Raw genomic sequence first — 18,141 nt, forward strand, 5'->3', positions numbered from 1 at the left:
TTCGATGCGTTTTGTGTCCGATCCGCGTGCATTCGGTTCGTTCAGGCGCCGAGGCCGTACCCGTATCCCTGGAGGCCCTTCCTCAGGGCGCGCAGGGCGTAGTACGTACGGGACTTGACCGTTCCGGCCGGAATGCCGAGCTCCGCAGCCGCCTCGGCCACCGAGCGGTCCTGGAAGTAGACCTGCATCAGCACCTCGCGGTGTTCCGGCCCGAGCGAGCCCACGGCCCGCCGCACGTCGATCGCCGTGACCGAGCCGGCCACCGCGTCCTCGGGCGCGGGCGCCTGCTCCAGGCCTTCCGGGTCCACCTCCAGCGGGCGGGACAGCCGCGCCCGCCGGGCGTCGATCGCGAGCCGCCGCGCCACCGTGAACAGCCAGGGCCGCATGGAGTCGTGGGCGCTCTCCAGCACCTCGGGGTGCTGCCACGCCCGCACCAGCGTCTCCTGTACGAGGTCCTCGGCGCGCTGCGAGTCCCCGGCCGTGAGCCCGAGCAGGAACCCGAACAGGGCCCGCCCGTGGTCGCGCTGGAGTTCGGCCAGCGCCTCGGGGTCCGTGCGCAGGAGGGTGGGGGAGAGGGGCACGAGTGGCTCCTTCCTGGGTCCGTTCGGCTCCGACGAACCCACCCTCACCTGCGCGGAGCGCCCCGGGAACCGTCCGGTCCCGCCGTTGCGCCCAAGCGCCCGGGTCGTCCGCCGGGCGGCCGCGCCCGGCGGTGAACGGTCGAACGGCGCGGCGAACGGCCACCCGGGTGAGGGCGGGCGCCGCACGGGCTCCCGCGCCGCCGTCGGCCGACTGGTGGCGTCTCCCCCCATGGATTACAGATGGTCAGATAGTCCTACTAATGAGAGCTGGCTCAGATGACCAAGCACGCCCGGCGGGCCCTCGCGCTCCTGTCGGCTGTCCTGCTGGCCGCGCCCGCCGCCGGCTGTTCCTCGGGGAGGGAACCCGCGCCGGCCCGCCTCGGCAACTCCCGCGCCCCGTCCCCGCCCACCGGCTCCGGGGCGAACTCGGCACCGGCCGCGGGCACCGCGAAGGGCTTCACCCTGGTCGCGTCCGGCGACGTACTGCCGCACGACTCGGTCATCAAGCGGGCGGCGGCCGACGCGGACGGCGACGGCCACGACTTCAGGCTGATGTTCTCCCTGGTCAAGCCGGTGGTCTCGGCGGCCGACCTGGCGCTGTGCCACATGGAGACCGTGTACGGGGAGGACGGCGGGCCGTTCACCGGCTATCCGGCCTTCCAGTCCCCGCCGGAGGTGGCCGACGGGCTGGCGGACGCCGGGTACGACGGCTGCTCGACGGCCTCGAACCACACCCTGGACGCCGGGGCCGAGGGGCTCGAGCGCACCCTCGACAAGTTCGACAAGGCCGGGCTGAAGCACGCCGGTTCGGCCCGCACGGCGGCCGAGGCGGCCACCCCCACCCTGTACACGGCGGGCTCCGCGAAGGTCGCCCACCTCGCGTACACCTACGACACGAACGGCTATCCGCTGCCGGAGGGCCGGCCGTGGGCCGTCAACCTGATGGAGAAGGACAAGATCATCGCGGACGCGCGGGCCGCTCGCAAGGCCGGTGCGGACGTGGTCCTGGTCAGCGTGCACTGGGGGACCGAATGGCAGACCGAGCCGGATGAGAAGCAACTGTCGCTCGGCAGGGAGCTGACGGCCTCGCAGAGCGGCGGGCGCCCCGACATCGACATGATCCTCGGCACGCACGCGCACATCCCGCAGGCGTACGAGAAGGTCAACGGGACGTGGGTCGTCTACGGCATGGGCGACCAGGTCGCCGGGGAGATGTTCAACTACTCCGGGGCGCGGGACATGCGCGGCAACTACGGATCGATCGGCCGCTTCACCTTCGCCCCGCCGGCCGCCGCGGGACAGCGCTGGCAGGTCACCAAGGCCGAGTTCATCCCGCAGATGATGGACCTGTCCGCCGGGAAGGTGGTCAACCTGCCCGCCGCCCTCGCCAAGGACCCCGGCGACGAGGAGTACGAGACCGCGCAGGACGCCGTCAGCGAGGCCGTCCTCAGCCGCGGCGCGGCCAAGGACGGCCTGACGATGGCGAAGTAGTCCGCCCGTCCGCCGGCCCGTCCGCCGGCCCGCCCGTCCGCCGGCAGGTCAGCGGCGGCCGCCGCCGGTCACGGGACCACCGTGACCGGCCAGCGGCCCGCCTTGACCAGGCGGACCGCCACGGAGCCGACGATCCGGTGCCCGGCCTGCTCCGAGGCGCCGACCACCACCGCGTCCGCCTTCAGCTCGTCCGCCGCGCTCACCAGGCCCGCGTACGGGTCACCGCGGAAGGTGTGGAACTGCCAGCGCACGTCGTAGACGCCCTTGACCCGCTCCGCCGCCTCCCGGATCTCGGCCACCAGCCCCTGCGCGATCTCCCCGGTGGTGTCGGCCACCGGCGCGCCCAGCGAGGCCCCGGCGGGCATCACCGGCTGGACGTACACCAGCGCCAGCAGCGCGTGCTGGCGCCGGGCCAGCCCCGCCGCGTACGCCGCCGCCCGCAGGGAGGACTCCGAGCCGTCCACTCCGGCGAGGATCACCTTGGGGCCGTCCGTGCCACGTTCGAATCCCGTATTCACGTGCTCAGTCACCCTCCCGAGGTTATGCGCTTCGCCGCGCGCCGCGGCGCGGGCCTCCCTACAGTGCGAACCATGAGTGCCACCGTGGAGGAGACCCGGGGCACCCGGAACCGCTTCCTGAACCGGGTGCCCGACGCGTTCGCGGCGTTCTTCGGAACCCTCGGACTCCTGTGCGCCCTCCTGGCGCTCTCCCCCACGCTGCGGCAGCTGCTGCGGCACGTCGTGCGCTTCCTCGACGAGATCGTGGTGCCGGTCAGCGCCAACCTGGCCTACGCGGTCTTCCTCTTCCTGCTCGCGGCCGCCCTCGGCACCCGCAAGAAGGTCGCCTGGTGGATCGTCGTCACCTATCTGGCCCTGCTCATCCTGGTCGACGTCCTGATCATCGCCGACGAGTACTACTGGATCGGCGGGCCCTCGATGGCCATCGCCGTGGCCGCCCTCGGGATCCTGATCGCCGCCCGCAAGGAGTTCTACGCGGCCTCCCGGCCCGGCGCCTTCTGGCGCGCCATGCTCGTCCTGGGCCTCGGGCTGCTCGTCGCCGTGCTCGTCGGCTGGGGGCTGGTCGCCCTGTTCCCCGGCACCCTGCCCAAGGGGCAGTGGCTGGACTGGGCGGCCCGGCAGGTCTTCGGCGGTCTGGTCTCGCCCCGCCAGTTCGACGGCCACCCGCCCCGCCCGCTGTACTTCTTCCTCGGCCTGTTCGGCGCCCTCGCCCTGCTGAACGCCGCCTCGACCCTGTTCCGCTCGCAGCGGCTGACCGCCGCCCTGCACGGGGACGAGGAGCCCCGTATCCGCGCCCTCCTCGGCGCCTACGGCCGGGGCGACTCCCTCGGCTACTTCGCCACCCGTCGCGACAAGGCCGTCGTGTTCGCCCCCAACGGCAGGGCCGGCGTCACCTACCGCGTGGAGGCCGGCGTCTGCCTGGCCAGCGGCGACCCCGTCGGCGATCCCGCCGCCTGGAGCGCCGCCGTCGACGCCTGGCTCACCGTCGCCCGCCGCCACGGCTGGCAGCCGGCCGTCATGGGCGCCTCCGAGGAGGGGGCCACCGCGTACGCCCGCTCCGGGCTCAGCGCCCTCCAGCTCGGCGACGAGGCCATCCTGCAGGTCGCCCACTTCGATCTCGACGGCCGCGACATGCGCGTCACCCGCCAGGCCGTCAACCGCGTCAAGCGCACCGGAGCCACCACCCTCATCCGCCGCCACTCCGTCCTCAGCGAGGAGGAGATGCAGCGGATCATCGAGCGCGCCGACACCTGGCGCGACACCGAGACCGAGCGCGGGTTCTCCATGGCCCTGGACCGCCTCGGTGATCCCGCCGACGGGGACTGCCTGCTCGTCGAGGCCTTCGACGCACAGGGCGAGCTGATCGCCCTGCTCTCCTTCGTCCCCTGGGGCAAGGACGGCATCTCCCTGGACCTGATGCGCCGCGACCGCGGCGCCCCCAACGGGGTCATGGAGTTCATGGTCGCCGAGCTGTGCGCCGCCGCCCCCGGCCTGGGCGTGCGCCGGATCTCCCTGAACTTCGCCGTCTTCCGCTCCGCCTTCGAGGAGGGCGGCCGGATCGGCGCCGGGCCCGTGCTCAAGCTGTGGCGCAAGCTGCTGCTGTTCTTCTCCCGCTGGTGGCAGCTGGAGGCCCTGTACCGCTCGAACGTGAAGTACGGGCCCGAGTGGTACCCGCGGTTCCTCTGCTACCAGGACGCCGGCTCGCTCGCCCGGGTCAGCCTCGCCTCCGGCATCGCCGAGGGCTTCGTCTCCGTGCCCAGCCTGCGCAAACTGTGGGGCAACGGGCACGCCAAGGGGCTCATCGCCCCCACCAGCACCGAGGGGCTGCCCTCCATCGAATCCCTCGCCCTCGACCTCGTGGGCGAGGAGGCCGGGGCCGCCGCGCGGGCCGAGCGGCTGCCCGACCAGGTCCGCGTCCGCCACGACAAGATGGAGCGGATCCGCGCGGGCGGCACCGACCCGTATCCCGTGGGCATCCGGCAGCGCACCCACACCGCGGCCGAGCTGCGGGCCGCCCTCCCCGGCCACGCGCCGGGCACCCGCCCCGGGCCGGCGCCGGGCGCCCGCTCCGGAGAGCAGGCCACGCTCGCCGGCCGGGTGATGCTCGTACGGGACCTCGGCGGTGTGGTCTTCGCCGTCCTGCGCGACTGGTCCGGGGACATGCAGCTGATGTTCACCCGCGACGAGAGCGGCGCCGTGGTCCTGGACTCCTTCACCTCCCAGGTCGACTTCGGAGACCACGTGGTCGCGAGCGGCGAGATCGGCACCAGCCGCAGCGGCGAGCCCTCGCTCGTGGTCTCCTCCTGGCAGCTCACCGGCAAGTGCCTGCGCCCGCTGCCGGACAAGCGCAAGGGTCTCGCCGACCCCGAGGCGCGCGTGCGGCGCCGCTACCTCGACCTGGTCGCGAGCCCCGAGGCCCGGGACGTGGTGCGGGCCCGCTCCGCGGCCGTGCAGGCGCTGCGCCAGGGGCTGCTGGACCGCGGCTACCTGGAGGTCGAGACCCCGATGCTCCAGCAGATCCACGGCGGGGCCAACGCCCGGCCCTTCCGCACCCACATCAACGCCTACGACCTCGACCTCTACCTGCGCATCGCGCCCGAGCTGTACCTCAAGCGGCTGTGCGTCGGCGGCCTGGAGAAGGTCTTCGAGATGGGCCGCACCTTCCGCAACGAGGGCGTCTCCTACAAGCACAACCCCGAGTTCACGATGCTGGAGGCCTACCAGGCCTTCGCCGACTACGACGTGATGCTCGACCTCACGCGCGAGCTCATCCAGGGCGCCGCCACCGCCGCCTTCGGCTCGCCCGTCGCCCACAAGGCGGGCCCGGACGGCAAACTCGCCGTCCACGACATCTCCGGCGTCTGGCCCGTCAAGACGATGTACGGGGCGATCAGCGAGGCGCTGGGCGAGGAGGTCGACGCCGACACCGAGGAGCAGGTGCTGAGGCGGCTCTGCGACCGGGCGGCCGTCCCGCACACGCCCGAGAACACCCGCGGCGACGTGGTCCTGGAGATGTACGAGCGGCTGGTGGAGGAGAGGACCAAGCTGCCCACCTTCTACAAGGACTTCCCCACCGACGTCTCCCCGCTGACCCGCCAGCACCGCAAGGACCCGCGCCTGGCCGAGCGCTGGGACCTCGTCGCCTTCGGGACCGAGCTGGGCACCGCCTACTCGGAGCTGACCGACCCGGTGGAGCAGCGGCTCCGGCTCACCGCCCAGTCGCTGCTCGCCGCGGGCGGCGATCCGGAGGCGATGGAGCTCGACAACGACTTCCTGGACGCCCTGGAGTACGCGATGCCGCCGACCGGGGGCCTGGGCATCGGCGTCGACCGGCTGGTCATGTTCCTCACGGGCCTCACGATCCGCGAGACGCTGCCGTTCCCGCTGGTGCGGCGCGGCTGATCGGGTGAGGAGAACCGCGCGCGTACGCGCCTCTCGACATCTGCCGGGATGTCGTTGATACGTAGTAATAATGAAAAATGACGAGCCGACAGTAGGGCGACGCGTGCTCCTGCGCACCGCCGTCTTCCTCGGAGTCGCCGCGGCCTCCGGACTGCTCACCGGCGGCGAGACCGGAGCGCCCGGCCAGAACACCGCGGGCGGCGCACCCGGAGCCGGCCTCGGCGCCGCCCCCGGCGGCGGCCCGGCGGCCGGACAGCCCGGACCCGGCGGAGCCGCCGGACCGGGCGGGGTCCGCGCCCTGCGACCGCAGGCGCCCGGGCAGGCGGCGTACCGGCTGAGCCCCATGACCGCCGAGACCCCGCTGCGCCCGCCCGCTGCGCGGCCCGCCGTACGGACCCGGCCCATCCTCGAACTGCCGCCCGACGCGCGCACGGCGAGCGCCATGGTGCTCACCTTCGACGACGGACCCGACCCGCGCTACACGCCCGCCATCCTCGACACCCTCGCCCGGTACGGGGTCCGCGCCATGTTCTTCGTCTGCGGGGAGATGGCCACCGACAACCGGGACCTGCTGCGCCGGATGGCCGCCGAGGGCCACGTCATCGGCAACCACACCTGGACCCACCCGCTCATCCCCACGCTGAGCCGGCCCGCCCTCGCCTCCGAGATCGCCCGGACGAGCGAGGTCGTACAGCAGGCGGTGGGGGAGGCCCCGCAGTGGTTCCGGGCGCCGTACGGGGCGTGGAACCGGGCGGCGTTCGAGATCGGGGCCGAGCTGGGCATGGAGCCGCTCGCCTGGACGGTGGACACCCTGGACTGGAAGGAGCCGGGCACCACCACGATCGTCTCGAACGTCCTCAAGGGCGCGGCGCCCGGCGTGATCGTGCTCAACCACGACGCGGGCGGCGACCGCTCGCAGAGCGTGCAGGCGGTGAGCACGTACCTGCCCCAACTGCTGGCCCGGGGGTACCGGATGACGCTTCCCGCGCTGCCGCCCCGCTGAGGACCTCTTCCTCGGCGGGGCGGGGCGGTGTTCGGGCGGGTCCGCGCGGCGGCGGGCCCGCCTCAGCGGGCCTCCACCATCCGGGCGAAGACGACGACGTTGCCGTCGTAGCCCCGGGCCTTGGAGTAGCCGCCGCCACAGGTGATCACCCGCAGCTCCGCGTGCCCGTTGTCCCCGTACACCCGGGCTCCGGGGAACGTCTCCTTCGAGAAGACCTCCACCCCGTACACCTCGAACACCGCCGTGCGTCCGTCGTACCGCTCCACCTCGATGTGGTTGCCCTTGCGCAGCGAGCCCAGCCCGTAGAAGACCGCCGGGCCGCTCGCGTTGTCCACGTGGCCCACGATCACCGCCGAACCGCGCTGGCCCGGCGAGATGCCGTTGAGGTACCAGCCGGCCAGATTCGGGTCCTGCGGCGGCGGGGCCTCGATCCAGCCCTGCGCGTCCAGTCCGACCGTCATCACCGGCGCGTCCACCTTGATGTTGGGGATGCGGATGCGCTGCACCGACGAGTGCTCCAGCGGTGCCACCCCCGGGCGCGGCTGGGCCTGCTGCATCGGCTGCTCACCCTGCACCGGCGGATTCGCCGGCAGCTGCTCGGCCGGCACCCCGACCGCCGCCGCGGCCGTCGGCTGCGGCGGCCCGTCGCCGATGTCCGCTCCGTTGCGCATCATGGCGAGGCCGCTGAGCATGACCAGTGCGAGCACGCCCCAGGGGGATCGTCTTCTCGGTGGCTGCTCGCTCTCGTCCTCGGTCATGGCTCTCCCTTCCCGACGCGGGGGTCCCGACCCGCGTTCTTGTCCCACCCCTGTACGCCCTTCCTCACGCACGCTAAGGCTGCGTGCGCAAGACGGCGATCGGTGAAGGGCGAACGGGTGGCGGCGCGGCCGTAAGGGGTGCGCCCATCCAGGTATTCGTCACATAAATGCCTGACGGGTCGTGACCTGCGGATCCGTCAGCCGAGCCGCGCGCGCCTCGGCGTGTCGCTCAACCTTGCGGCCCAAAGCCGGAAATGCGCTGGTTGCGAGCCGCCCTGAGGGTTCGTCGTGGGAGGCGTTCTCGTCGATCTTCCCGGGCGACCGCTCCGGGGCGCTTCCCGCTGGAGGTTCCACCATGCGTGTTCTCCGCGCCCTCACCGTGGCCGCGGCGGCCGTCGTCGCCGTCGGGCTCAGTACCCCGTTCGCCGCCGCGAACCCGTCGGACCCACTGGGCGGAGCCCCGTTGGGCGGGTCCCCGTCGGGCCAGGGAGGCAACGGGGGCAACGGCGGCAATGGCGGCAACGGGCCGAGCAATGTCACCGTCAATCCGTACTCCGTGCACCAGGGCTCGACGATGCAGGTCAGCGCGGCCGGCTGCCGCCACGGCGGAACGGTCTGGTCGGCCGGCAACTTTCCCCAGACGAACCTGTCGGCCGGCTCCATCGGGTTCGCCACCGTCCGGATCTTCAACCACGCCTCGCCGGGCAACCACACGCTGTCCGTCAAGTGCCACGACAACAGCCTGGTCGCCACGCACCGGTTCACCATCCTCCGGGGCAACGGCGCACAGGGCGGTATCGGCGGCTCGTTCGGCCCGTCCACCGCCGAGACCGCCATCGGGTCGGGCCTGGTCGGCGCCGCGGCCCTGGGCGCGGGCGTCCACGTGATGCGCCGGCGCCGTCCGCTGCGCGGGCGGGCCTGACGGCCGGGCCTCCCCGGTCGGGCCCTTCGCGGTCCGCAGTGGCCCGGGAACCGCCGGTCGCCCCGAATCCCTGCCGGGATCCGGGGCGACCGGCGGTCGGTGCTCCGGGTGTGGGAGCGGGGTGCGGCGCGTCGCCGTACGGACATCCCCCGGGTGCGCTAGTGGCCGCGGGTGGAGGCGCGGCGGCGCAGGGCGTACGCCGTACCGCCGGCGGCCGCGAGGAAGAGCGCGGCGCCTGCGCCGAGCTCCCGGGGATCCATCCCCGCCACACTGCCGCCCAGACCGCCGCGGACGCCGAGGGAGGCACCCCGGCTGGCCGCGGCGGCGGCCGTCGACGTGGCGGTGGAGCTGGTGGTGGGCTTGGTGGTGCCACCGGTGATGGTGAGGTCCGCCGAGCCGTTCTCCCCGTTGCAGGTGAAGGTGACGGAGTACACGGCTCCGCGCCGGGCGTCGCGGTCCACGGTCACTCGGGCGGTCTGGCCGCGCGCGATGCTCACGGTGTCGAAGACCCCGGAGGAGACGGTGGCGTAGGCGGCGTTGCAGCCGGTGACGGAGAGCACCGTCTGGCCGCCCGGGGCGACCGTCGACGGGGTGATGGCGAAGCCGAACGAGGTGATGGGCTGAGCCTCGGCCGCGGTCGCGGAGGGCGCGCCGAGGGCGCCGAGCGCGAGTACGGCGCTCGTGGCGCCGGCGCTCAGCAGGGCGGTGGCGTTGCTGCGTATCGCACCCATGGTTGATCTCCGGATCCCCGAGGAGCAGCCGCGGAACGGTTTCCGCACGTGGGGGGTCGTGCGCCTCGATGTCCGACACGCTAGGTCCGGGCGCGGTGACCCGCGATCAGGAACGGGCGAATGGGGCATGGGGGTGGGCCGAACCGGGGACGGGAGGCCCGTCCCCGGTTTGCCGGGCGGTCAGTCGCCGAGCGGAAGATGCGGGAACTGCGCGAGGAACGGTTCCGCGGTCGCCGCGATCCCCCGGCCGAACGGGGCGTCGAAGTCCCAGATCAGGAACAGCAGGAACGCGATCAGCGCACTGAACAGGCCCGCCAGCAGCAGTTCCCGGAACGAGCGGCGGATCTGCAGGGTGAAGACCAGGCCCACCGTCACCAGCGCCCCGGCGATCAGCCCGAACCACACCACCCCCGGCATCGTCGCCCCGGCGCTCTGGCCGCGGGCGCTGCGCGCGTCGTCCACCTGTGCGACCTGGTCCACCAGCGGCTGGTACGCCTGCCCCTCGTGGTCCGTCTGGGGTTCGTAGTCCGTGACGTCGCGGCGGATACGTTCCAGCAGCTCACCGCTGCGGTCGGTGAGATCGCCGTGGTCGGCCATCTCCTTCCATTCGGTGTCCACCACGTACGTCACGTACGCGTCGACGTCGGAGCGGATCTTCTTGCGCACGTCCGCCGGGTAGACCTCCGAGCGGACGCTGATCTCGTGCAGGGCCTGCGCCTCCTGGCGCACGTACTCCTGGGCGGCCCCTCGGCCCTCCCAGACACCGGCGATCGCCAGGCCCAGCACGATCGCGTAGATCACGCCGATCATCATCGTCATGTACTCGATGACGTCCGGGGTCTCGTTGGGATCGTCGTCGTCGCCGATCCGCCGGTGGTTGAAGAAGGCGATGGACAGCACCACGGCGCAGGCCGCCGCCATCGCGAGGGTCAGGACGAGCCATTCCGACAAGATGACTCCCAATCGGGTCACAAAGGTGGTGTGCGGGGCGGCGGGTCTAGCGCGGGCGCAGCGCGACGATCGCGAGCACCGCGGGAGCCGCGGTCATCAAGGTGAAGGTCACCGGTGAGATGTGGTGCTCGGGCCGCTTGGCGGCCGCCGCGCGGTAGGCCGGCCTCGCCACCGGCTTCCTGGGGGGCGGGGGCGGCGGTGTCACCACGGGGGTGGGCGCCTTCACTTGGAGCGGGGGCGGCGGCACCGGCTTCGGCGGGGCCGGCACCGGCGGCTTCGGCTTCGCCTGCGGCCGGGGCGGGGGCGGCGGCGTGGGCTTCGGGGCGGGCGGGGGCGGCGGAGTCGGCTTCGGGGGCGGCTTGGGCGTCGGGGACGGCGGTGGCGGCGTCGGGGTGGGCGTCGGCGTCGGGGTGGGCGTCGGCGTCGGCGGGCACGGCGGGGGAGGCGGCGGCGGGCAGTGGTGTCCGCCGTGTCCGTGGTGGCCTCCGTGGCCGTGGCCGTGCCCGTGTCCCGGGCCGTGGTCGCTTCCGCGGCCGTCGCCGTGATGTCCGCCACCTCGGCCGCTCGCGGACGGGCCGCTCGCGGCGGTCGCGACCAGCGCGAGGGCGCTCGCGCCGTCCCCGGCGTCGATCGTCGCGTAGGCGCTGCTATCAGCCACGGCCGGCGTGGCGGACAGGGCCGCCCACAGCAGGACCGGGACCACCAGCAGGCGTCTGGTAGAGGCTCTGTTCACCCGGGGAGCATGGGCTCACGTGCGCCCGCGCACGCGGAGCTCGGCTGCGGTTCGCCTGAACGGGTGGTGCGAAGACCCTAGAGGTTTGAGCCACGGAACGAAGAATTCCGATCACTTGCCTGCGCATTCCCAAAAGCGACTTGTCGGTTTCGGTCATTCGCTGCGGGAGGGGCCGTGGAGGCCTTTGGTGTGTGATGAAGAACGGATCACCAATTTCCGCTTTTACTCGCTCCGTTGGGCAATGATCAGTACATTCGGCTCGGACAGGCGTCCGACCCCGGACGACCGCGCAGGACTACGGCTTGGAGACCGCGATGGAGCGCCCCGCCTGGGCCCCGCCAGGTATCGACATATCGGTGCCGAGCGTGTCCCGCATCTACGACTACTACCTGGGCGGCTCCCACAACTTCGAGGTCGACCGCCAGGCCGCCCGCCGCGCCATGGAGTTCCTGCCGGGCCTGCCCAAGATCATGCAGGCCAACCGGGCCTTCATGCGCCGCGCCGTCCGCTACGCCGTGGCCCGGGGCGTCACCCAGTTCCTCGACATCGGTTCCGGCATCCCGACCTTCGGCAACGTCCACGAGATCGCCCAGGCCGCCAGCCCCGAGGCCCGCGTGGTCTACGTGGACCACGACCCGGTCGCCGTCGCGCACAGCCGGGCCGTCCTCGCCGGCGACGAGCGCACCGGCATCGTCGCCGCCGACCTGCGCAAGCCGCAGGACATCCTCGCCGCCCCCGAGGTCTCGCAGCTGCTCGACTTCGAACGCCCGGTCGCCCTGCTGCTCGTCGCCGTCCTGCACTTCCTGGAGGACTCGGACGACCCGTACGCCGCCGTCGCCGAGCTGCGCGACGCGCTGGCCCCCGGCAGCCTCCTGGTGCTCACGCACGCCTCCTACGAGGGGATCCCGCTCTCCCCGGAGGTCGCGAGCGGGACCGTCGGCGTCTACCGGGACATCCGCAACCCGCTCGTCATGCGCAGCGGCGAGCAGATCGGCCGCTTCTTCGACGGCTTCGAGCTCGTCGAACCGGGGGTCGTGTCCATGCCGCTGTGGCAGCCCGAGGGCACCGAGGACCCGGAGGACGGCGAGACGCCCGAGGATCCCTACGCGTTCTCGGGCTTCGGCGGAGTGGGACGCAAGGCGTGAGATCCACGGCCGCGGTGCCCTCCGGCACACCGACCCCGAAGAACGAGGGGCCCGCGCAGGCGGCGGAGCCCACCGCGCCGCCCACAGGCCCGCCGGCTCCGGCGGGCCTGTGGGCGGGCGCGGGCCCGGCCGCGCTGAGGAGCGGGCTGGAGGACCGGATCGGGCGCTTCGCGACCATCTGGGGACGGGCGATCTTCCCCGTCACCGCGACCTCGCTGACCCGCGTCGAATTCGAACAGCACCTCATACCGCTGGCCCGGACCCTCGCCGAGGCCCTGCACGCCCGGCCCTTCGACGCGGGCGTCGCCCAGCGGGTGGGCGCCGAACTCGTCGCCGTGCACTGCACCGACCCGGAGGCACTGGCCGGCACGCTCGGCGTGGTCGAGTCCTACCTCGTGCTCTACTGCGGCCCCGACGGGGTCGGCGTCGAGGGCACCGAGGAGTACCGCTCCCGCTGCGCCCGGCTCCAGCACGGGATCGCGGCGGGATTCGCCCGCGCGCTGCGCGAACGCACCCTCAAGGAGCAGGAGGCCATCGCCCGCTCCGCGCTGACCGCCAGGATCGACGCCCAGCAGGCCCTGCACGCCAGCGAGGAGCGCTTCAAGGCGGTCTTCGAGGGCGCGGCCGTCGGCATCGGCATCGCCGACCTCGAAGGCAACATCCTCGAGGTCAACGACGCGCTGCTGCAGATGTTCGGCGGGATGAACGGGCACATGCGGGGCCGCAACGTCAGCGAGTGGGGCCACCCGGACGACGCCCCGCACGTCTGGCGGATGTACGGCGAACTCGTGCGCGGCGAGCGCGAGAGCTACCGCGTGGAGAAGCCGTACTACCGCCACGACGGAACCGTGCTCTGGACCAATCTGACGGTGTCGCTGCTGCGCGACGCCGAGGGCGTTCCCCAGTACCAGCTGGCGCTGATGGAGGACACCACCGAACGCCGGCTGCTGAACCTGCGCCTGCGCTACGAGGCCACCCACGACGCGCTGACCGGGCTGCCGAACCGGACGCTGTTCTTCGAACGCCTGGAGAAGGCCCTGAGCGGGGCCGGCGGCAGCCGCTTCGGCCTCTGCTACCTGGACCTCGACGGGTTCAAGGCCGTCAACGACAGCCTCGGCCACTCGGCGGGCGACCGGCTCCTGGTGGAGGTCGCCGACCGGCTGCAGAGCTGTGCGACGGGCCCCGGCGAGGTCGTCGCACGCCTGGGCGGCGACGAGTTCGTGGCGCTGACCACCGGCTCGGACACCGAGGAGAAGGTGACCGAACTCGCCGTGCGCATCCTGTCCGCCCTGTCGGTGCCCATCCGGATCGAGGGCCGCGAGCTGTCGGTCCGCGGCAGCATCGGCATCGTGGAGGGTCCGGCGCGTGAGCGCACCCCGGCGGAGGTGCTGCGCAGCGCGGACATCACCATGTACCGGGCCAAGGCGGCCGGCGGCAACCGCTTCGAGTTCGCCGACGCCGAGGCCGACGCACGCGCCATCACCCGGCACGGCCTGACCAACGCCCTGCCGGCCGCGCTGGAACGCGGCGAGTTCTTCATCGAGTACCAGCCGCTGGTCCACCTGCACGACGGCAGTGTCCACGGCGCCGAGGCCCTCGTCCGCTGGTCGCACCCGCAGTACGGGGTGCTCGGCCCGGACCGCTTCATCCCGCTCGCCGAACGGACCGGGCTGATCGTGCCGCTCGGCCGCTGGGTCCTGGAGGAGGCCGTCCGCCAGGCCCGCAACTGGCAGCGCCAGCACGGCGGCTCGGCCCTGCGGATCAACGTCAACCTCTCGCCGACCCAGCTGCACCACCCCGGCCTGGTCGCCGACACCGTCGCGGTGCTGGAGAACTCCGGGCTCGCCCCGGGCGCCCTGTGCCTGGAGGTCACCGAATCGGCCCTGATCGGCGCCGACGACGAACTCCTGGAACCGCTGCGCCGACTCGCGGCCCTCGGCGTGGACATCGCGCTCGACGACTTCGGCACGGGCTACTCGAACCTGGCGAACCTGCGCCGCCTCCCGGTCAGCGTGCTGAAGCTGGACCGCTCCTTCACCAAGGGGATGCAGCAGCAGCCCGCCAACCCGGTCGACGTCAAAATCGTGGAGGGCATCGTGGCCCTGGCCCACAGCCTCGAACTCGCGGTCACGGTCGAGGGAGTGGAGACCGGGGCCCAGGCCGCCCAGCTGCGCGACCTCGGCTGCGACACCGCCCAGGGCTGGTACTACGCCCGCCCCGGCGCCCCCGACCGCATCCACACCCTCTCGCTGTCGGACGCCGTGCCCACGCCCTCCTGACGCCCGCCCGCCACCGGCCCGGCGGGCCCGGCGGGCCTGGTCAGTCCAAGCCTGCCTCCGTCCCCACACCGGGGGTCCGGACGGCCGCCACGACCCGCTCGTACCGCCGCGCCGTATCGGCCACGACCTCGGCGGCAACCGGCAGCCGCTCCGCCTCGTACACGTCGAGCACCTCCTCCCCGCCCGGCCCGGTGAGGGCGGCGGCCAGGGTCCGGCCCAGGGCGGCCGCGTCGGCGATGCCGGTGTTCATGCCCAGTCCGCCGGCTATGGGGTGGACGTGCGCGGCGTCCCCGGCGAGGAAGACCCGGCCCTCGCGCATCCGGGCGACCACGCGGACGCTGACCCGCCAGGCGGAGAGCCAGGTGGGATCCGCGAGCCGGATCCCCGGTATCCGGGCGTGCCGGTCGAACAGGCGCTGGAAGCTCTCCAACGAGGGCGGCACCGGTTCTCCGTGCTCGTCCTGCTCGGGTGAGGCCTGCAGTTGGAAGGTGTCCGTCCCCGGCATCGGACAGAGCATGATCCCGCTGCCGTCCGAGCTGAACCACTGGTGCCAGAAGTCCCGGCTGAGCCCCGGGGCCCGGACGTCCCCGATGACCATCGCCGGCTCCTCCTGCGAGCTCCCTTCGAAGGGGATGCCGAGGAGCTTGCGGGTGGCGCTGCGCCCGCCGTCGCACCCGGCGAGATAGCGGGCCGCGATGACGGTGCCGTCCGCCAGCTCCGCGCGGACCCCGGACGCGTCCTGGCCGATGCCGATGAGCCGGGCCCCGTACTCGACCGTCACCCCCAGTCCGGCGAGCCGCTCGCGCAGCGCCTCCTCGATCTGCCACTGCCCCAGCAGCAGCCCGCCGCCGGAGACGGGCGTGTCCTTGACGTGCGCTCCGTCGAAGTACTTGCGCAGGACCACCTCCGCCGTGCCGATGGCGGTCAGGGACCCGGCCACGCCGAGCCCTTCGAAGATCTCCACACTGCTCGGACGGAGCCCCTTGCCGCGGGACTCCCGGTGGGGCTCCGAACGCTGGTCGACGACGCGGACGGCGGCTCCCCGCAGGGCGAGGGTGCAGGCCAGGGTCAGCCCCGTGGGGCCGGAGCCCACGATCAGTACGTCAGTCATCGGATGTCCTCTCGGGTCGATCCCTGTCTCGTCGATGTCTCAAGGAAAGCGGCTTCCGCCAGAAAATGCAACCCGGTCAAGAAATTAACCGGGTCATGATCCCGTGCTATCCTGGCGGTATGGAGAAGACGACGGGCCTGCGCGAGAACAAGAAGCTCCGTACGCGTCGCCAGCTGGCGGCCACGGCGCTGGAACTCTTCCTGGAACGGGGCTTCGACGCCGTGTCGGTGGCCGATGTCGCCGCCGCGGCCGAGGTCTCCAAGCCCACCCTGTTCCGGTACTTCCCGAGCAAGGAGGACCTGGTCCTCGACCGGTTCGCCGACCATCAGGACGAGGCGGCGCGCATCGTGCGCGACCGGCCCGCCGGCCAGGCGCCGGTGGCCGCGGTGCGCGCCCACTTCCTGGCGGCCCTCGCCGACCGGGACCCGATCACGGGGCTCTGCGACCACCCCGGCGTGCTCGCGTTCCAGCGGCTGCTCTACTCCACCGCCAGCCTGGAGAGCCGGATGTCCCACTACACCGACCGCGAGGTGGAGCTGCTCGCCGCCGTGCTCGAAGCGGAGTCGGTCCGGCCGCTCGCCGCGCGGCTGGCGGCGATGCACCTGGTGGCGGTCCGCCACGAGCTGGGCCGGGAGAACTACCGCCGCATGGCTGCGGGGCAGAGCGCCGACGAGGCCCATCCGGCCGCCGTGGCCGATGCCGAGCAGGCCTTCGCGATGCTGTCCGACGGGCTCGACAGAGCCCTCCCCGCGGCCGGGGCCTGACGGCCGGGCGGCCCGCCCCGTCGCCCCGCCCCGCCTCGCCCCGTCGCCCCGCCCCGTACGAAGCGCGGCGGGTTCAGCCCAGCAGGACGCGCTTCAGCTCGCGGGCGGCGCGCGGGGGAGCGACGTCCGTGCGGTGCGCCAGCGCGATGGTGCGGCGCAGCGGAGAACCCGCAAGCGGGGTGGCGCGCAGCCCCGGGCCGCCGTGGCCGACGACCATCGCCGGGACCACCGCCACGCCGAGTCCCGCGCGCACGAAGCCCAGTACCGCGTCCATCTCCCCGCCCTCCACCGTGAACACCGGCTCGAAGCCCTCCGCCCGGCACGCGGCCACCGTCAGGTCCCGCAGGTCGTAGCCGTGGCGGAACATCACCATCGGCTCGTCCCGCAGCGCGGACACCGTGAGCGGCCCGCCGCCCGCCGGCGGCGGCAGCTCCGCCGACGAGACCACCACCAGGTCCTCCGTCAGCAGCTCCACCGTGGTGAGCGCCGGAGCCGAGGGCGGCAGCGGCAGTGCGATGAGCGCCAGGTCCAGGGCCCCGCGCGCGAGTTCCCGTACGAGGTCCAGCGAGCCGCTCTCCTCGATCAGCAGCTCGATCCCCGGATGCGCGGCGTGGAAGGCGCGCAGCACGCCGGGCAGCAGACCCGTGCAGACGCTCGGCGTCGCCCCCAGCCGGACCCGCCCCCGCCGCAGCTGCGCGAGTTCCTGAACCTCCAGCCGCGCGGTGTCGGCGTCCGCCAGGATCCGCCGGGCCAGCGGCAGCAGCGCCTCGCCCGCGTCGGTCAGCGCGATGTTCCCCCGCGCCCGGCTGAACAGCTCCGCCCCCAGCTCCCGTTCCAGCGACTTGATCTGCTGTGACAGCGACGGCTGTGCGACGTGCACCCGCTCCGCGGCCCGGCTGAAGTGACGGGTTTCGGCGACGGCCACGAAGTACAGGAGCTGCTGGAACTGCATCGCCCCAGGATACGCCGCCCATAGGCAGTCCCTATTGACATAAGCGCCATCATGTCTTGGACCTCTGAGGACTTTGGTCCTTACCGTCGGTGGCATGGCTCTGGCAACGCGGACGGGCCGACGGCCGTCCACCACGCGCACGCTCTGGGACTCCACCGTCGGCAAGAAGTCCGTCATGGCGGTGTCCGGGCTGATCATGCTCGGATACCTGGTCGTCCACATGCTCGGCAACCTCAAGATCTTCTTCGGGTCGGGCGAGTTCAACGGCTACGCCCACTGGCTGCGCACCCTCGGCTCGCCCTTCCTCCACCACGAGTGGGCCCTGTGGATCGTGCGCGTGGTGCTCCTCGCCGCGGTCGTCGGCCACGCCGTGTCCGCGTACCAGCTCAGCCGCCGGGACATCAAGGCCCGCCCGGTCAAGTACGCCCACAAGCGCCGCCGCGCGAGCTACGCCACCCGCACCATGCGCTGGGGCGGCGTCATCCTCGCCCTGTTCATCGTCTGGCACCTGCTCGACCTCACCACGCTCACCGTCAACGAGCGCGCGTGGGCCGGCCACCCCTATGAGAACGTCCTCGCCACCTTCTCCACCTGGTACGGGAACGCGATCTACATCGTGGCGATGTCAGCCCTCGCCCTGCACGTCCGGCACGGCTTCTGGAGCGCCGCCCAGACCCTCGGCGCGGGCAACGCCCGCCGCGACCGGGCCCTGAAGGTCCTCGCCGACGCCCTCGCCCTCGTCCTCTTCGCGGGCTTCGTCTCCGTCCCCGTCGCCGTCATGACCGGAGTGGTGAGCTGAC

Annotated in this window: 16 protein-coding genes; 8 read left to right on the forward strand and 8 right to left on the reverse strand. The window is 72.9% G+C overall.

Annotated elements, in window-relative coordinates:
- Window positions 1–41 precede the first annotated feature (41 nt).
- Window positions 42–581, reverse strand: a complete 540-nt coding sequence (locus ACFYZS_RS07035) for a sigma-70 family RNA polymerase sigma factor (protein ID WP_389007647.1) — start codon at window positions 579–581, stop codon at window positions 42–44.
- 276 nt (window positions 582–857) lie between these two features.
- On the opposite strand from ACFYZS_RS07035, the gene ACFYZS_RS07040 reads away from it, so the two are divergent.
- Window positions 858–2,072 (forward strand): CapA family protein, encoded by a 1,215-nt coding sequence (locus tag ACFYZS_RS07040; protein WP_389007649.1) that lies wholly within the window; start codon window positions 858–860, stop codon window positions 2,070–2,072.
- A gap of 68 nt (window positions 2,073–2,140) precedes the next feature.
- Here ACFYZS_RS07040 and ACFYZS_RS07045 read toward each other — a convergent pair whose 3' ends face one another.
- A complete protein-coding gene (locus ACFYZS_RS07045) occupies window positions 2,141–2,602 on the reverse strand; it encodes a universal stress protein (protein ID WP_389007651.1) in 462 nt (153 codons plus the stop codon).
- 60 nt (window positions 2,603–2,662) lie between these two features.
- On the opposite strand from ACFYZS_RS07045, the gene lysX reads away from it, so the two are divergent.
- Together lysX and ACFYZS_RS07055 are read left to right on the forward strand one after the other, a co-directional pair.
- Entirely contained in the window at window positions 2,663–5,992 is a 3,330-nt protein-coding gene (gene lysX, locus ACFYZS_RS07050; protein WP_389007653.1) for a bifunctional lysylphosphatidylglycerol synthetase/lysine--tRNA ligase LysX, read from the forward strand.
- A 70-nt stretch (window positions 5,993–6,062) separates the two neighbouring features.
- Entirely contained in the window at window positions 6,063–6,995 is a 933-nt protein-coding gene (locus tag ACFYZS_RS07055; protein WP_389007655.1) for a polysaccharide deacetylase family protein, read from the forward strand.
- 62 nt (window positions 6,996–7,057) lie between these two features.
- Here ACFYZS_RS07055 and ACFYZS_RS07060 read toward each other — a convergent pair whose 3' ends face one another.
- Window positions 7,058–7,753 (reverse strand): class F sortase, encoded by a 696-nt coding sequence (locus ACFYZS_RS07060; RefSeq protein WP_389007656.1) that lies wholly within the window; start codon window positions 7,751–7,753, stop codon window positions 7,058–7,060.
- A gap of 355 nt (window positions 7,754–8,108) precedes the next feature.
- Here ACFYZS_RS07060 and ACFYZS_RS07065 point away from each other — a divergent pair, with 355 nt between their 5' ends.
- A complete protein-coding gene (locus ACFYZS_RS07065) occupies window positions 8,109–8,675 on the forward strand; it encodes a hypothetical protein (protein ID WP_389007658.1) in 567 nt (188 codons plus the stop codon).
- 158 nt (window positions 8,676–8,833) lie between these two features.
- Here the strand turns inward: ACFYZS_RS07065 and ACFYZS_RS07070 are convergent, their stop codons facing one another.
- The 3 genes from ACFYZS_RS07070 to ACFYZS_RS07080 all read right to left on the reverse strand — a co-directional run bounded on the left by ACFYZS_RS07070 (window position 8,834) and on the right by ACFYZS_RS07080 (window position 11,090).
- Window positions 8,834–9,406: a hypothetical protein gene (locus tag ACFYZS_RS07070; protein ID WP_389007659.1), complete on the reverse strand. Its 573-nt coding sequence runs from the start codon at window positions 9,404–9,406 to the stop codon at window positions 8,834–8,836.
- 180 nt (window positions 9,407–9,586) lie between these two features.
- Window positions 9,587–10,357, reverse strand: coding sequence for a hypothetical protein (locus ACFYZS_RS07075; RefSeq protein ID WP_389007661.1), 771 nt, complete (start codon window positions 10,355–10,357; stop codon window positions 9,587–9,589).
- Window positions 10,358–10,403: 46 nt separating this feature from the next.
- Window positions 10,404–11,090, reverse strand: coding sequence for a hypothetical protein (locus tag ACFYZS_RS07080; protein WP_389007662.1), 687 nt, complete (start codon window positions 11,088–11,090; stop codon window positions 10,404–10,406).
- Window positions 11,091–11,404: 314 nt separating this feature from the next.
- On the opposite strand from ACFYZS_RS07080, the gene ACFYZS_RS07085 reads away from it, so the two are divergent.
- Both ACFYZS_RS07085 and ACFYZS_RS07090 read left to right on the forward strand, forming a co-directional pair.
- Window positions 11,405–12,235 (forward strand): SAM-dependent methyltransferase, encoded by an 831-nt coding sequence (locus ACFYZS_RS07085; RefSeq protein ID WP_389008785.1) that lies wholly within the window; start codon window positions 11,405–11,407, stop codon window positions 12,233–12,235.
- Between the two features lie 107 nt (window positions 12,236–12,342).
- Window positions 12,343–14,514 (forward strand): putative bifunctional diguanylate cyclase/phosphodiesterase, encoded by a 2,172-nt coding sequence (locus ACFYZS_RS07090; protein ID WP_389008788.1) that lies wholly within the window; start codon window positions 12,343–12,345, stop codon window positions 14,512–14,514.
- A 40-nt stretch (window positions 14,515–14,554) separates the two neighbouring features.
- Here the strand turns inward: ACFYZS_RS07090 and ACFYZS_RS07095 are convergent, their stop codons facing one another.
- Window positions 14,555–15,625, reverse strand: a complete 1,071-nt coding sequence (locus tag ACFYZS_RS07095; RefSeq protein ID WP_389007663.1) for an FAD-dependent monooxygenase — start codon at window positions 15,623–15,625, stop codon at window positions 14,555–14,557.
- 119 nt (window positions 15,626–15,744) lie between these two features.
- On the opposite strand from ACFYZS_RS07095, the gene ACFYZS_RS07100 reads away from it, so the two are divergent.
- Entirely contained in the window at window positions 15,745–16,389 is a 645-nt protein-coding gene (locus ACFYZS_RS07100; protein WP_389007665.1) for a TetR family transcriptional regulator, read from the forward strand.
- 73 nt (window positions 16,390–16,462) lie between these two features.
- Here ACFYZS_RS07100 and ACFYZS_RS07105 read toward each other — a convergent pair whose 3' ends face one another.
- The gene (locus tag ACFYZS_RS07105) at window positions 16,463–17,341 is read right to left on the reverse strand and encodes a LysR family transcriptional regulator (RefSeq protein ID WP_389007667.1); all 879 of its coding nucleotides are present in this window, start codon (window positions 17,339–17,341) and stop codon (window positions 16,463–16,465) included.
- Window positions 17,342–17,435: 94 nt separating this feature from the next.
- Between ACFYZS_RS07105 and ACFYZS_RS07110 the strand changes: the two genes are divergently transcribed.
- Complete coding sequence (locus ACFYZS_RS07110) at window positions 17,436–18,140, forward strand: succinate dehydrogenase (protein ID WP_389007668.1); 705 nt, start codon at window positions 17,436–17,438, stop codon at window positions 18,138–18,140.
- Window position 18,141 lies beyond the last annotated feature (1 nt).

This window comes from Streptomyces sp. NPDC001903 (genome assembly GCF_042891345.1).
Classification (GTDB): Bacteria; Actinomycetota; Actinomycetes; order Streptomycetales; family Streptomycetaceae; genus Streptomyces.